This is a genomic window from Bacillus sp. LK2, from assembly GCF_001043575.1.
In the GTDB taxonomy this organism is placed as follows: domain Bacteria; phylum Bacillota; class Bacilli; order Bacillales; family Bacillaceae_G; genus Bacillus_A; species Bacillus_A paramycoides.
The window spans coordinates 89439-103720 of sequence record NZ_LDUK01000007.1; the positions used below are offsets into that span (position 1 = coordinate 89439).

Below are 14282 nucleotides of genomic sequence, written 5' to 3' on the forward strand. Positions count from 1 at the left end.
TGACGGTACCCCATCGCTATCAAGCTAAAAAAACAAAATACCCCCTAAAATGAAAAAATACGCTATTTTTTCTGTAGATGTGGATTTGAATAAAGTCACGACGTAAAAAAATGTTGTGATATTTGGTTACTTTTAGATAATTTTTTTCTAAGGATAAGTTCCTTTTTTTACTATAGGAGTAGGTTTGCCTAATTAGAAAATAATAACGAACTGAATCTACACCTAAAGCTGTATGGAAATTTTATCCTTAAATTGTTATATTTAAGGAGGGTGGTTCTTATTATTTGGCAATAAATGAACGGATTTGGTTAGGAACCTACTAAAATATTAATCTTATTAGTTCTAAGTAAGGAGGAGTGGTTTATTTTCAAAAAATTATTGCGAAAGATTGGTTATCTAAATTGTGTGTTAATAGGGTTCATTTTATTATTATGGCTCAGTGTTTTTTTTATTGGTGATATATTTGGTGCGTATTCATGGACAATACTCAAATTAGTTTTACCTATCATAGGAGCACTCGGATTATTAATTAATTTTGTCATGTTTATCATTTTAATTGTTAAAAAGAAAAGAAGTTTAAAGTTGTTTATTAATGTAATGATAAACATAGTATTAATCTTTCCAATATTAATGACCATGAATATTATTCTTTGTGCTTACCCAAACAGTATTAAACATGCTCAGCCATCTGTAACTGTAAGTTGGCCTTTAACTGAAAAAACCGTTGTTGGTTGGGGCGGTAATAGTGTCAAAGATAATATACCTCATGCAACATGGGCATCTGAGAGATGGGCATATGATTTAGTAATGGAACCATATAATATTAATAGTGATAGTAATGAAGATTATGGAATATGGAATAAAGAAATTTATTCACCGGTTTCTGGAATAGTAGTTGCTGTTTCGGGTGATGAAGCTGACATTAAACCAGGCTCAGAAAATTTTATTTCAATGGAAGGAAACCATGTGTATATAAAAATAAAAGAAACAGGCACTTATCTTTTACTTAACCATTTCAAAAAAGATAGTGTCCCTGTTGAAGTAGGAGATCATGTAAAGCCAGGGGACGTCTTAGGACGTGTTGGGAATAGCGGTTCATCTTCAGAGCCTCATTTACATATTCATCATCAAAGACAAGATCCAACTAAAGTTATACACCCTGTCTTAGCAGAAGGACTACCTCTATTTTTTAAAGATATAAATGGTGATTTAATGCCGAAAAAAGATTCTGTTATAAAACCCCAAAATACTTCATTAAAGTAACGATTTTCTATTTACAAAAATTTACATCCAGAAAAATTAATCAGTGTGATTCCGCTAACGGGAGCTAATATTCAATAAAACGTACCTAAAAGTGATCAAACGTTTTTATAAAAAATAATCATCTAATAACAAATTGAACTCACATTTTGATCACTCTTTGTCAAAATGTGAGTTTTTCTTATGTTATAAATTCAGCGTTTGTAGTTCCATTTTAATCAAAATTCATTCCAAACCAACAGTAGAATCATAGGAAAGGATGGCGTTTTTGTATGTCTATTTCTGTATCTGATGAATTACAACTATTTGCTCAAGAGATTCAAAGCTTTTTATCTCCAGATGTTTTACGAGATCTTGCTAGAGATGTTGGTTTTGTACAACGAACCAGTAAATACCAAGCAAAAGATTTAGTTGCTTTATGTATATGGATGAGTCAAAATATCGCTACAACCTCTTTAGCTCAATTATCTAGCTGTTTAGAAGCATCAACAGAAGTACTCATCAGTCCTGAAGGACTAAATCAAAGATTTAACGCCGCAGCCGTGCAGTTCCTACAACAAGTATTAGCTAAACTTCTGAACCAAAAATTATCTTCATCTAGGTTGTGTTCTTCTCCCTATACTTCTATTTTTAAGAGTATTCGCATCTTAGATTCAACTGCGTTTCAACTTCCAGATGTATTTTCATCAGTTTATCCAGGTGCAGGAGGTTGTAGCCATACAGCTGGGATAAAAATTCAACTTGAATATGACCTTTTAAGTGGACAGTTCCTCCACATTCATACAGGACCAGGTAAACAACATGATCGAACCTACGGATCTTTGTGCGTCCCGACTGTGAAAGCCAATGATTTGTGTATCCGAGATTTAGGCTATTTTCACCTCAAAGATCTTCAACATATACACGATAACAAAGCTTACTATATCTCTCGTATTAAATCCAATACACGTATTTATCAGAAAAATCCTAACCCAGATTACTTCCAAGATGGACGAATAAAGAAGAGTACGCAATACATTCAGTTAGATATGGAGAATTTGATGAATTCCCTTCACTCAGGACAAACCTATGAAATAACAGATGCTTATGTAGGGATGAGTGACAAAGTACAAACTCGTGTCATCGTCCATCGACTTACCGAAGAACAACAACAAAAACGTCTACGAGATCAAGCTGTTCGAGAGAAAAAGAAAGGAATGACATATTCTCCTCGTAGTAAAAGGCTCAGCGGTATCAATGTATATATGACAAATACCCCTACAGATATTGTCCCGATGGGACAAGTACATGATTGGTATTCTTTACGTTGGCAAATCGAGATTTTATTTAAAACGTGGAAATCATTCTTTCAAATTCATCATTGTAAAAAGATAAAACCAGAACGATTGGAGTGCCATTTATATGGTCAATTGATTGCCATTCTACTCTGTTCTTCTATCATGTTTCAAATGCGCCAATTGCTCCTCATGAAGAAAAAACGAGAGCTTAGTGAGTATAAAGCCATATATATGATTAAAGACTATTTTCTTCTTCTATTCCAAACTATACAAAAAAACACCCAAGAGCTATCAAAGGTGTTACTTCGCCTGTTCAATCTCCTACAGCAAAACGGGCGAAAATCTCATCGATATGAGAAAAAAACGGTCTTTGATATATTAGGTGTCGTTTACAATTGTACCATGTCTGATAATGAAGCCGCTTAATTCAAAAAAGTGAAACCCGTTAGGGTTTATTTCGTATGTAAATCTTTCAATCACCTACACTTGTCCTTTAGAAAAAAGAAACAATCTCACCCAAAATTGACTTTGCATAAGCTTAGCTTGATAGCGATGGGGTACCGCCACATGCCCATCAACCTAAGATTTTAAGGTACCCCCAAAACGAAATTTTTATCTCTTGACAGTTATTCATATAAATTCAGCGCGTTTTTTTCGTTTTGGAGAATAACCGATATCTTAACTTGATGGCGATGCGGCGATACCCCTAAGTACATAATACCTTTCTAAAACCATGAATCATGTAACCATTTTTCTGTTAGTCGACCATTCTCCCATTTAATTCCCTGCTCAAATGTTATCACTTTATCATTAGAGCCAACAATTACCCAAGCATAACTATCTTTGTCTGTCAGGTAACATTTATACTTCATACCAGTCATGATCATTTGTTTCCCATTTATAATAACTGATTCATCATGTGGTCGAATCCAAAGATTTTCCAAACAATGAAATAATCCAGGCTCAACTTTCTCTAAAAATAAGTGAGCAATTTCTTCTGTTCTTTTTTGGGTTGGTAATTCACCTTTAATAGAAAAAATCTGATCCATCCATGTAACACCAAGAAGTTTATGATTTTTTCGACTTACTGTAAAAGAGTAATGTTCTCCGCCAAGCCCATTATTATTACCAGTAATCTTTTCAAAGCGGAATACAAAAACTTCTTCTTTATTTTGTTTTACACTTTTCACCTTTTTTAATTCATATCCTTTTGGAATTGTTATTTTTTCACGAACTGCATCTAAAGCTATCCCATATTCTTTTTGTTCAATTGTATTCATATTTTCCACCTCATATATAATTTAAAATAGTAACTTTAATTTCTAGAAATTTCAGAAACCAAACTCCAAATTTCCTGACATATTCTCCATCATTTCATAAACGCTTAATTGAGAACGAAATAACTAAGCTAATTACTAGTAAAAAGGCTAACGTTTCAAAAGTTATTAAATAACTTCCTATCCCTAAGAGGGTAATAGTAATTATAGGTCCTAAAGTAGCACCAATAAACAAAATAAAGGTATAAAGAGAAACCGCTACTCCGCGATATTCACCACCAAATTGTCCCACCATTACAATAAGTGTTGGTACAGTGATAGAAATTCCACCAACAAAAATAACGCTCATTATTATGAGAAGAGAAAGATTAGTGCAAACACCAAGAACCGCTAGACCTAAAATAGCCATCACTATTCCACTACGAAGGATATAGTTAACACCAAATTTCCCCACTAATTTACCCGCAAATGGGGACAAAAGCATCCCAATAATACCTACAGACCGTATAGACAAAATTTGCTGGTTGGTCAAATAAAAATTAGTATTCAAATAGCTTCCCAAAGTGGTATACATTCCTACAAAAGTCAGTAGTAATGTGATAGTAATCGCATAACACATAAGTAATTGCTTATTTCGTAACACGACTGCTATTTGTTTAAAAACATCTAACAAACTTCCACTTTTTTGTTGCACACCGTTACTCGGAAGAAAAATAATAACGAGAATAATTGTTGTAAGATACATACCAGCAAGAAAATAAAAGACACTTTGCCACCCAAATTCTGTAGCCATGAAGCTACTAAACACTTGACCAACAATCCCAGCCATCAAAAATCCTGTACTAACAAAACCAATAGTCGTTACCCTTTTCTGAAGTGGAAATACTTCCACAACATATGCTAAAGCTGATGGTGCGAATGTTGCAGCTGCAACTCCTTGTATACTTCTTAGAACAATCAAACTAGATAAATTATGAAAAAAAGCTAAAAATGGAGAAACAATTGTCAAAGCAATGAGTCCTAATAAAATAATTAATTTTCTCCCATACCGATCAGATAATGGTCCGAAGAACAAAAAGCCTACCGCATAGAAAAAAGAGAACGCACTACTTGTTAAAGTTGCTTTGGCTATCGTTACTTTAAATTCACTTGCAAAAATTGATACTAATGGGATCGTAACATATAAGCTTGACACAACTACCAAACCACACCAAAACAAAATCATTGTCATTATGGAATAATTTTGTTTGATTAATCCCTTTTTCACCTCGACTATATTACTCACTTACTTCTTCCCCTTTACATTTTTTTAGCGCATTCATCATTTCTGGCAAAATGGCAAGAAAATCACAAATCCCTCCCGCTGGAATAGATAACATAATTGCTTCTCTAATTTCTTCAGGTGTTGCACCTACCTCTAAAGCTTTCGCAATGTGTACACGAATAGCAGGCGCATATCGATTAGCAGTCAAAACCCCGAGATAAACCAATTGTTTCGTTTTTTCATCTAGAGCATTAGAACTGACACTTTGATACACACTACCAAAAGACTCGTAAACTTCTGGAAACTCATTTTTAAATAATTCAAAATCAGGATTTTTAATCAACTATATTCCCCCTTGTTTTAAATAATCAAATGCACTAAAACTACATTAATTGTAACCTATTTACAAAACAAGTCAATAATTAACGTAAATGTTTGTAATCTAATTACTTTTGATGTAAAATAGTTACAATATATATTGGAGGAGTAAGATGAATAACAAACATGAATTGGATCCATTACTTGACTTTGGATTACTTCAAAAACTTGTAGTAGGTATTGGGGAAGTTGCTGATATTACTGGAGTTCCTACAAGAAAAATTCGGTATTGGGAAGAAAAAGGAATCATTAAATCTGAAAACGAAACAGAAGGAACAACTCGTAAATATAATTATTTAAACATAAAAAAAATCCTTTTGATTCAAGAACTAATCGAAGAAGGATTCACATTAGACGCTGCAGCTAAAAAGGTCGAAGCTCGAATGCACAACATCAATGAGGTATTTTCTAAATTAGCAAATCATACATCCGAAACAAATAATGCAGAATAAGGGGTAGCACTACATCGCTATCAAGCTAACAAAACTAAATTTCCTTAAAATGAAAAAATACGCTATTCTTTCTGTAGAATCATAGGAAAGGATGGCGTTTTTGGCATGAGCTTATCGACTTTTGATAAATTAGAATTGTTTTCTAAAGAGTTACAACGATATATGTCACCTGATGCTTTAGAACAATTAGCTAGAGAGATAGGATTTGTCCAACGAAAAAGTAAATATCGTGCGCAAGATTTAGTAGCTCTTTGTGTTTGGTTAAGTGAAAACATAGCAAACGCTTCATTGACACAACTATGTAGTCGATTAGAAGCTAACACGGGCATTTCTATGAGTCCGGAAGGACTCAATCAACGCTTTAATTCTCAAGCTGTACAGTTGTTACAACAACTCTTAGCACATTTACTTCATCAACAATTTTGCTCTTCTACCAAGATTTCAACTTTGTATACAAACTATTTTCGTCGTATTCGTGTGCTGGATTCTACACATTTTCAAATTCCGGATAAATTCACCTCTACATATCAAGGTTCAGGTGGTAGTGGTCAAAATGCTGGTGTGAAAATCCAACTAGAGTATGATTTACTAAGTGGTCAGTTTCTACATGTTCATGTAGGATCAGGAAAGCACAATGATAAAACGTATGGTTCTACTTGTTTAACGTCTCTTCAACCTAACGATGTATGTATACGTGATTTAGGATACTTCGATTTAAAAGACTTACATACTATAGAAGAGTGTAATGCTTATTTTATTTCAAGATTAAAGCTCAATACACGTATATATCAGAAGAATAAAGAGCCTGAATACTTTCAAAATAGAACTATAAAAAAGCACTCCGAGTACATCAAATTAGATATGGAGCAATTCATTGACCAATTACAATCAGGTGAAACATATGAAATTCCTGATATTTATATTGGAATGTATCAAAAGCTTCCTGCAAGACTAATTCTCTATAAATTAACTGAAACGCAAATGAAACGTAGACAAAAGGATTTAGCATCTAAAGAACATAAGAAGCAAATTACTTATAAAGAACGCAGTAAGCGGCTTAGTGCAATTAACTTTTACATTACAAATATTCCTTTGGAATACCTACCAAAGGAACAAGTATACGATTTCTACTCTTTACGATGGCAAATTGAACTTATCTTTAAAACGTGGAAATCATTTTTTCGTATCCATCACTGTAATTCTGTAAAATTAGAACGGCTAGAGTGTCATTTATATGGACAACTAATTAGCATCCTTCTTTGTTCCTCCACCATGTTTCAAATGCGCCAATTACTCCTCATCAAGAAGAAACGAGAATTAAGCGAATATAAAGCGGTTTATATCATAAAAGATTATTTTCCACTTATTTATCAATCTTTACAAAAAAACACCCAAGAATTAACAAAGATATTGTTACGTCTGTTCAATCTCTTACAGAAAAACGGACGAAAATCCCATAGGTATGAGAAGAAAACAGTCTTTGATATCTTAGGCGTCGTATACAACTTTTCTATGTCTCACAATCATGTAGCGTAATCCAAAAAATTGAAACCCGATAGGGTTTATTTGGTATGCAAATTTTTAAAGAACTTACACTGGATCTTTAGAAAAAAGAAAAAATCTCACGTGAAATTAAACTTATATGAGCTTAGCTTGATGGGCATGGGGTATCGCCGGCATTTCGGAAAAAAACCACGCTTAGAGTATACAAGATTTTATACAGTTTTCGGCTAATCCAGTAACAAACGAGAAACCTAAAACCGTGCCATAATAGGAATGTATAAAAAGATGAATAGCTTTATAGAAAATAAAAAAGAGGATTCCTTATGAGAGTAAGGATTCCCCTTTTTCCTTGCTACCGATAATAGGACGTTATGTTAACCGAACATGTATAAAATATACAGGAAAACTTTTCTTATAAGCAAATTATCTAAATGATACAATTAAGAAAAGGGAGGTATATGTATGAAAAAGGGTTTTATAAGAAGAATATTCCTGAAGGAATGGATGTTTACTCTGGTACTGATAGCAATTTTCCTTAATGTTTATATCCAAAAAACAGGTATAACACACATTTCCCTGCTCAAATTACTGTTTATTCCCGTTATCTTTATCATTGCTCATTTCATAGATAAGAAATTTGCAAAGTATGCAAGTTAAGCATAGAAGAGGGAACGCCAACATTTCGCGAATTTTGTACGCTACGGCATAACGTAGTCATTGATTGAAAATATTTCGTAGAATTTTATAAATGCAGAAATCCACCAGGAATATTCTTTAAAGGAGAGTGATTACTTTATGTTAAGTGAATGGATAAATAAGATAAAAGAACCTAAATGTATTCATAAATATAACTTTATTAAAACTCAAGATAGTGAAAATTTTAAAACAGGACAGATCGGCACAGCTAGTTTTTATAAGTGTGAAAAGTGTGGAAAAGAAAAGATTGAATATAAATATAACAGTGATATAAATAGTGACTATTGGAATATATAAAGTAGATTGTTTAATGAAACAGAGATTTACTAATATTAATTATTCGCTTCCTATAACCAGAATTATGTAAAAAGTAAAGCCGTCCTGATGGACGGTTTTTTGTATTTTTTGCTTAGCGCATTTTTTATATAAAATAATTTTTTGACTTTAATTAAACTTTCTTTCAAACTAACAATAGAATCTATTTTGAAGAAAGGAACATAGGATAGCAAATGAAAGTAAACATTAACATCATCGAAAAAATTAAAGAAGAATCTTGTACTTTTTACGTGCACAAAATTACATCTTTCATTCTAGATATGATATCAACACTAGAGAATAGTTCTGATGATTATTTAATAGTAAATTCTATTCACAAAAATGAACAAGAAAAAATCTCTTGTTCAACTATTTATTATTTGGAATACCTTGAAAGAAAAGTGTTTATTTATACAAAAGAAAATATATTTGAGATAAAAAGTCCTTTATATAAATTACAATATACGCTTCCAGATAACTTTATTAGAATTTCCAAAAATATAATTGTCAATATCCATTTTTTAAACAAATTCTCCGCTAAGGCGAGTGGGAATATAGAAGCACTACTTTCAAATGGAGAAAATTTAATTGTATCAAGAAAATACGTTTCTTCTTTAAAAAACAAGCTAACACAATATTCTAAATAACCACTTATGTATTGATTTTTACCACTTATGCTTAAAAGTATTTCTTTCTATCTCCTTTGATGTAAATATTAATAAAAACAAAGGAGGAAATACAATGTATATCATGATTAAAGAAATAGTTATAGGAACGCCATTATGGGTATGGATATTATTATTCTTTTTAATAAAAAGAGGTATTGCTATTTCTCAAGAAAGACCAATTAATTTGTCTAAAATGTTTCTTGTTCCCATGATATTTATGATATGGGGTTTGAATAAAATGATTACTAAATTTTCTCACTTAGGATATTGTTTAATAAGCTATACTATTTTCATTCTTCTAGGTATTTTAATTGGATATTTGTTGTATCAAAAATATCAAACTTTTTTCGAAAAAGAGACAGTGATTTTCAGAAAGAAATGTTATCTTCCATTAATAATTATCTTGATTAATTTCTTTGTAAAATATCTCTTAAATGTAACTTTAGGAATTTCCTCAGCATTTTATGATAATATTTCGTTTAACATAATTTATTCTGCTATAAGCGGACTATCTGTTGGTTTATTTTTTGGAGGAATCTTTTATACATTTTATATACAATCAAAATTAAATAATCTTATCTTAAAATCATAGAAAATACGAAGGGAAAGACTATATTGAAATTAAAAAATCGACTTTATTCAGGTTTAGGGACTGGATCATTTATATATATGATAGTTTTACTATCGAGAAACAATAATATATCTATCACACAAGCTGAGGTTATAAGTGTTCTTATAATTTCAGCTTGTGCAGGTATTTTCACATTCATTTTTGATGTTGAAAGAATAAGTTATGTATTCGCTTTAATAATTCATTTTTTCATAATGATTTTAGTTATCTTTGTTATATCTATATATAACCATTGGATAGAAACCTTTCCAACTGCTGATTTTTTCGAGAGTATAGTTTTGATATATGCATTTTCTTGGTTTATATCCTTTTTAAACACAAAAAAAGATGCTAAAGAATTAAATATATTACTAAAAAACAATAAGAGTATTATTTAATTGACTTCCAATAACGTGAATTATGTAAATAAGCTGTCCATATGGACAGCTTATTTTATTTTTTGCTTAGCGTGGTTTTTTTCCGAAATGCTGGCGGTACCCCATACCCATCAAGCTAACAAGAATCCACTACCCTAAAACGTTAAAAATGACTTTTATTTATATAAAAGTCATTTTTCATTCTCAGCATATTATAAGATTTTCTTAGAGGATTAGTAGTTTGATATGTTTTAATAAATATAAAAAAATAATTTAACTTAATTAATATTATCAAAATGTTTACAAATCAAAATTTTGGAATATAATAACTTTAGAGTGAAAAAACACAGTTCGGTTGGTAGTCCGGACGCAATAATTATTGTCAGTAACCTTCCCCCCTGGGATGTCCATCACTCATGTATTAAACAAGGGGGATTCTCAATGAAACTTACAATTTATTTTGATGGACAGTTTTGGATTGGAATTGTAGAAATGTATGAAAACAACAAATTGAAGGTATGTAAACATACTTTTGGTTCTGAACCAAAAGATAGTGAAATACTAGATTTTATTTTTCATGATATGATTCCGCTATTACAGGGTACATCAGGTGTTAAAAACTCTATTGATAAAAGAAAAAATAAGACTATTAGTCCCAAAAGATTGATAAGATTAGCAGCCAAGGAAATGAAAAATCAAGGAGTTTCTAACAAATCCTATGAAGTGTTGAGAATAGAATTAGAACAAAAAAAGAAAGTGAAACAATGTATTACGCGTCAAAAGAAAGAGGAATTACAAGAAAAAAAACGACAAATGAAAATCCAAAAACGGAAAGCAAAACACCGAGGAAGATAAAAGATCATCCGCTAATTTTAGCGGGTGATCTTTTATCTTGAGGATTTATTTACACCTTGTCATTTTTTACTGAAAAAGAAATTGTATTTATAAAGCGAAAAAAAAGCTATTCTTTTTGTAGAAAAATACAGAAAGGATGGCGTTTTGTATGACTCTATCGATTCAAGATGAGTTTCATTTATTCGCTGAAGAACTACAGCGATATCTATCTCCAAGTATCCTTCAACAGCTCGCACAGGAGACGGGTTTCGTAAAACGTAAAAGTAAGTATGGCGCACGAGATTTGGCCGCTTTATGTATTTGGATTAGTCAACACATAGCAAGTGATTCTCTCACTCGATTATGTAGTCAGCTTTATGCAAATACAGCTACACTCATGAGTCCAGAAGGACTGAATCAACGCTTTAATCCAGCAGCTGTCGCATTTCTTCGAGAAGTCTTTACTTCTCTTCTCACACAAAAACTCTGCTCAAATCACTCACTTTCTACACATATAATCTCTACTTTCAATCGTATCCGCATTCTAGATGCAACAGTGTTTCAACTGCCTGATCAATTCGCTACAGACTATCAAGGTTCCGGTGGGAGTAGTAATACGGCAGGCGTAAAAATTCAATTGGAATATGATTTGCTTAGTGGTCAATTCCTTAACGTGCAGCTTGGACCAGGAAAGAATAATGATAAAACATACGGTACCAACTGTCTTGAAACCGTAGAGGTGGGCGATTTGTGTTTACGTGATCTTGGTTACTTCGATTTAGGAGACTTACAAACGATTCATGATAAAGGAGCTTACTACATCTCGCGGTTGAAGCTGAATACACGGATTTATATCAAGAACCCTGAGCCAGAATACTTCAACAACGGTATGTTAAAAAAGCAAACAGAATACATCCAGCTCGATATGACACAAATGCTGTCTGGCCTAATCCCTGGTGAAACGATGGAAATCCACGAGGCATACATTGGCCAAAATCAGAAACTTCCAGCACGTGTCATTATCCATCGTTTAAGTGATGATCAAACGCAAACACGTCTGAAAAATCAAGCGATACGTGAAAAGAAGAAAGGCATTGTCATGAAGGATAAAAGTAAACGTTTAATGGGCATGAATGTGTATATCACGAATACGTCGCTAGAAGAAGTACCGACAAACTACGTGCATTCATTATATTCACTGCGTTGGCAGATTGAAATTTTATTTAAAACGTGGAAGTCATTCTTTGAAATTGATGAATGCAAAAATATAAAAAAAGAACGCCTAGAGTGCCATTTATATGGACAACTCATCAGCATTCTCCTCTGTTCTTCTACGATGTTTCAAATGCGTCAGTTTCTGCTTGAAAAGAAAAAGCAGGAACTAAGTGAATACAAAGCGATTTATATAATTAAAGATTACTTTCCGTTACTGTTTCAAGCGATAGCTTTTGGCACAGAAGAACTTTTAAAAATTCTGCATCGCCTTTATCAACTACTCAAAAAGAACGGTCGTAAATGTCATAGGCATAAGAAGATGACCGTCTTTGATATTCTAGGGATTGTGTATAAAACGACAGTGAAGCATAGACAAGCTGCCTAGCGAAAAAATCGCGTTTTAATAGGCTTCTTTAGCATGCCTACTTTTATATCAATTGCTAGTTTTGAAACACGGATCATTTCGTAACTAGTAATTTACTTGGTTAGCTTGATGGGCATGGGGTACCGCCAGCATTTTGGAAAAAAACCACGCTAAGAGCATACAAGATTTCATACAAAATTTTGTACCAATACAGAACATCCGTAAACCTGAAAAACCCTAAAGTCTCCACAATGTATAAAACCATGCAAAGTGTTGGTTTAGAATAAAGTTTAATCAAAAACACTTTGTAAACCCTCATTTTACAGCAAATAAAAAGAATCTATTTTGAAAAAAGTTTGATCAAAATAGATTCCACATTTGAAATAAATTATTTAATTTTTATAAAAAAGTTTGATCATTTTCTCAATCAGCATTTACTAACCTCTGTCACCTTAAATCTGTTTTTCATGCTATAAAATTGTAAACAAAGGGAGAACACCATAGAAAGAACTGCAAAATAAATCAGTGTAATAGCTCCCATCTCTAAAGACAATACAACCCCACCTAAGGTAGCACCTATTGCACTCCCTAAATAATTGACAGAACTGTTTAATGCCACCGCTGAACTTCCATTATTCGGCTGGTATGATAGTAATATATGCTGTTGTGGTGCTTGACATGCCCACCCCATTGCTCCCCAGACAAAGAACGGTAGATACTTTAATATTGGTAAGTTAATCATTAGTGGTATACATATAATAGATAGTGTTAAAGTTATTAAAATTATTGTAACCAAAGTTTTTGGCTTTTTAAAATAGTCGATCAGATAACCAATCATCACACTGCCAAACAAACCTCCAAATCCCCATGCCCAAAGATACATCGTTAAATTACTAGAAACTGCAATTTCTTCTAATAGTGGTGATAGGTATGTGTATAGGCCTAAGCTAGCAATGCTAGCAAAAAATGTTATAAATACAGTTATGGTTACCCTTTTATCTAGAAACATCTTTAATCGTTCGTTTAGTGCAGGAGGAGGTGTAGTTGGAAAATTCGGGAGAAATCTAAGCATACCTAAAACAGCAATTACACCAATGATAACTAATAGCCAAATTGTTGATTTCCAATCAAACAAGTCGGATATATATATACCTAAAGGGACACCCAAAACTGTTCCTATGCTCATTCCACCTATAGTCAGCCCTAGAGCTCTCCCTTTCTTTTCACTTGAAACAAGCTGTGCAGAAGCTGCTACAGCTAATGGTGAGAATAAACCAGCTCCTACTCCAGCAATTGCTCTAGATAATAGGAGAATAGAAAATGTTGGAGCAAGAGCTGTAATACCATTAGCAATAGTAAAGACTAGCATTGAACATAATAATACTTTTTTGATTGGTTTTCCGGCAAGTAGAGAAGAAAATAAGGGCGCTGATATAGCATAAAACAAAGTAAATATGCTAACGGCTTGTCCTACTTGTGACACATCTTTATGATATGTCTCACTAATCCCTGGGATAAGCCCTGCAATTATATAAGCATCAAAACCCAAGGCAAACATACCCAATGATAGTAATAAAACTTTTTTCATAAATTAATCCTCCCTAACTAGGTGTTGAACATTCTGTCGATTAATTCAATGTTCAGTTATCGGTTTTTCTTTTGTTCATTCCAGTAGAAAAACAAACCACATTAAACGATAGCCTATAACATTATGTTATAATCAAAACATCTTCCATATCTAATAGGTTACCAAAAAACAAGGAATATGGAAGAATGATTATTTTATAAGGGT

At 32.5% G+C, this 14282-nt stretch carries 14 protein-coding genes; 10 read left to right on the forward strand and 4 right to left on the reverse strand.

Features of this window, described 5'->3' with window-relative positions; all coding sequences use genetic code 11:
- Nucleotides 1-405 precede the first annotated feature (405 nt).
- Together VK90_RS07935 and VK90_RS07940 are read left to right on the forward strand one after the other, a co-directional pair.
- Nucleotides 406-1263, forward strand: a complete 858-nt coding sequence (locus VK90_RS07935) for a M23 family metallopeptidase (protein ID WP_231595843.1) — start codon at nucleotides 406-408, stop codon at nucleotides 1261-1263.
- A gap of 269 nt (nucleotides 1264-1532) precedes the next feature.
- On the forward strand, nucleotides 1533-2963 hold the full coding sequence (locus tag VK90_RS07940; protein WP_048371800.1) for an IS4 family transposase: 1431 nt from the start codon (nucleotides 1533-1535) through the stop codon (nucleotides 2961-2963).
- A 299-nt stretch (nucleotides 2964-3262) separates the two neighbouring features.
- On the opposite strand, the gene VK90_RS07945 is transcribed toward VK90_RS07940, so the two are convergent.
- The 3 genes from VK90_RS07945 to VK90_RS07955 all read right to left on the reverse strand — a co-directional run bounded on the left by VK90_RS07945 (nucleotide 3263) and on the right by VK90_RS07955 (nucleotide 5421).
- The gene (locus VK90_RS07945) at nucleotides 3263-3817 is read right to left on the reverse strand and encodes a hypothetical protein (protein ID WP_048371802.1); all 555 of its coding nucleotides are present in this window, start codon (nucleotides 3815-3817) and stop codon (nucleotides 3263-3265) included.
- Between the two features lie 94 nt (nucleotides 3818-3911).
- The gene (locus VK90_RS07950) at nucleotides 3912-5099 is read right to left on the reverse strand and encodes an MFS transporter (protein ID WP_231595844.1); all 1188 of its coding nucleotides are present in this window, start codon (nucleotides 5097-5099) and stop codon (nucleotides 3912-3914) included.
- Nucleotides 5092-5421, reverse strand: coding sequence for a carboxymuconolactone decarboxylase family protein (locus tag VK90_RS07955; protein WP_053081377.1), 330 nt, complete (start codon nucleotides 5419-5421; stop codon nucleotides 5092-5094). The genes VK90_RS07950 and VK90_RS07955 overlap by 8 nt, the downstream gene beginning before the upstream one ends.
- A gap of 148 nt (nucleotides 5422-5569) precedes the next feature.
- Between VK90_RS07955 and VK90_RS07960 the strand changes: the two genes are divergently transcribed.
- The 8 genes from VK90_RS07960 (at nucleotide 5570) to VK90_RS08000 (ending at nucleotide 12511) form a co-directional block, all read left to right on the forward strand.
- Nucleotides 5570-5908, forward strand: a complete 339-nt coding sequence (locus tag VK90_RS07960; protein WP_048371803.1) for a MerR family transcriptional regulator — start codon at nucleotides 5570-5572, stop codon at nucleotides 5906-5908.
- A gap of 105 nt (nucleotides 5909-6013) precedes the next feature.
- Nucleotides 6014-7444: an IS4 family transposase gene (locus VK90_RS07965; RefSeq protein WP_048371805.1), complete on the forward strand. Its 1431-nt coding sequence runs from the start codon at nucleotides 6014-6016 to the stop codon at nucleotides 7442-7444.
- 762 nt (nucleotides 7445-8206) lie between these two features.
- Nucleotides 8207-8404 carry a hypothetical protein gene (locus VK90_RS07975; RefSeq protein ID WP_048371808.1) on the forward strand — a complete coding sequence of 66 codons (198 nt, stop codon included), beginning with the start codon at nucleotides 8207-8209 and terminating at the stop codon, nucleotides 8402-8404.
- Nucleotides 8405-8616: 212 nt separating this feature from the next.
- Nucleotides 8617-9069, forward strand: coding sequence for a LytTR family DNA-binding domain-containing protein (locus VK90_RS07980; RefSeq protein WP_048371810.1), 453 nt, complete (start codon nucleotides 8617-8619; stop codon nucleotides 9067-9069).
- 94 nt (nucleotides 9070-9163) lie between these two features.
- Nucleotides 9164-9682 carry a DUF6622 family protein gene (locus tag VK90_RS07985; protein WP_048371811.1) on the forward strand — a complete coding sequence of 173 codons (519 nt, stop codon included), beginning with the start codon at nucleotides 9164-9166 and terminating at the stop codon, nucleotides 9680-9682.
- Nucleotides 9683-9705: 23 nt separating this feature from the next.
- The gene (locus VK90_RS07990; RefSeq protein WP_053081379.1) at nucleotides 9706-10098 is read left to right on the forward strand and encodes a DUF3021 domain-containing protein; all 393 of its coding nucleotides are present in this window, start codon (nucleotides 9706-9708) and stop codon (nucleotides 10096-10098) included.
- Between the two features lie 420 nt (nucleotides 10099-10518).
- Complete coding sequence (locus VK90_RS07995; RefSeq protein WP_048371813.1) at nucleotides 10519-10932, forward strand: YjdF family protein; 414 nt, start codon at nucleotides 10519-10521, stop codon at nucleotides 10930-10932.
- A 148-nt stretch (nucleotides 10933-11080) separates the two neighbouring features.
- Nucleotides 11081-12511 (forward strand): IS4 family transposase, encoded by a 1431-nt coding sequence (locus tag VK90_RS08000; RefSeq protein ID WP_048371815.1) that lies wholly within the window; start codon nucleotides 11081-11083, stop codon nucleotides 12509-12511.
- A gap of 406 nt (nucleotides 12512-12917) precedes the next feature.
- On the opposite strand, the gene VK90_RS08005 is transcribed toward VK90_RS08000, so the two are convergent.
- A complete protein-coding gene (locus VK90_RS08005) occupies nucleotides 12918-14078 on the reverse strand; it encodes an MFS transporter (protein WP_048371816.1) in 1161 nt (386 codons plus the stop codon).
- Nucleotides 14079-14282: the final 204 nt, after the last annotated feature.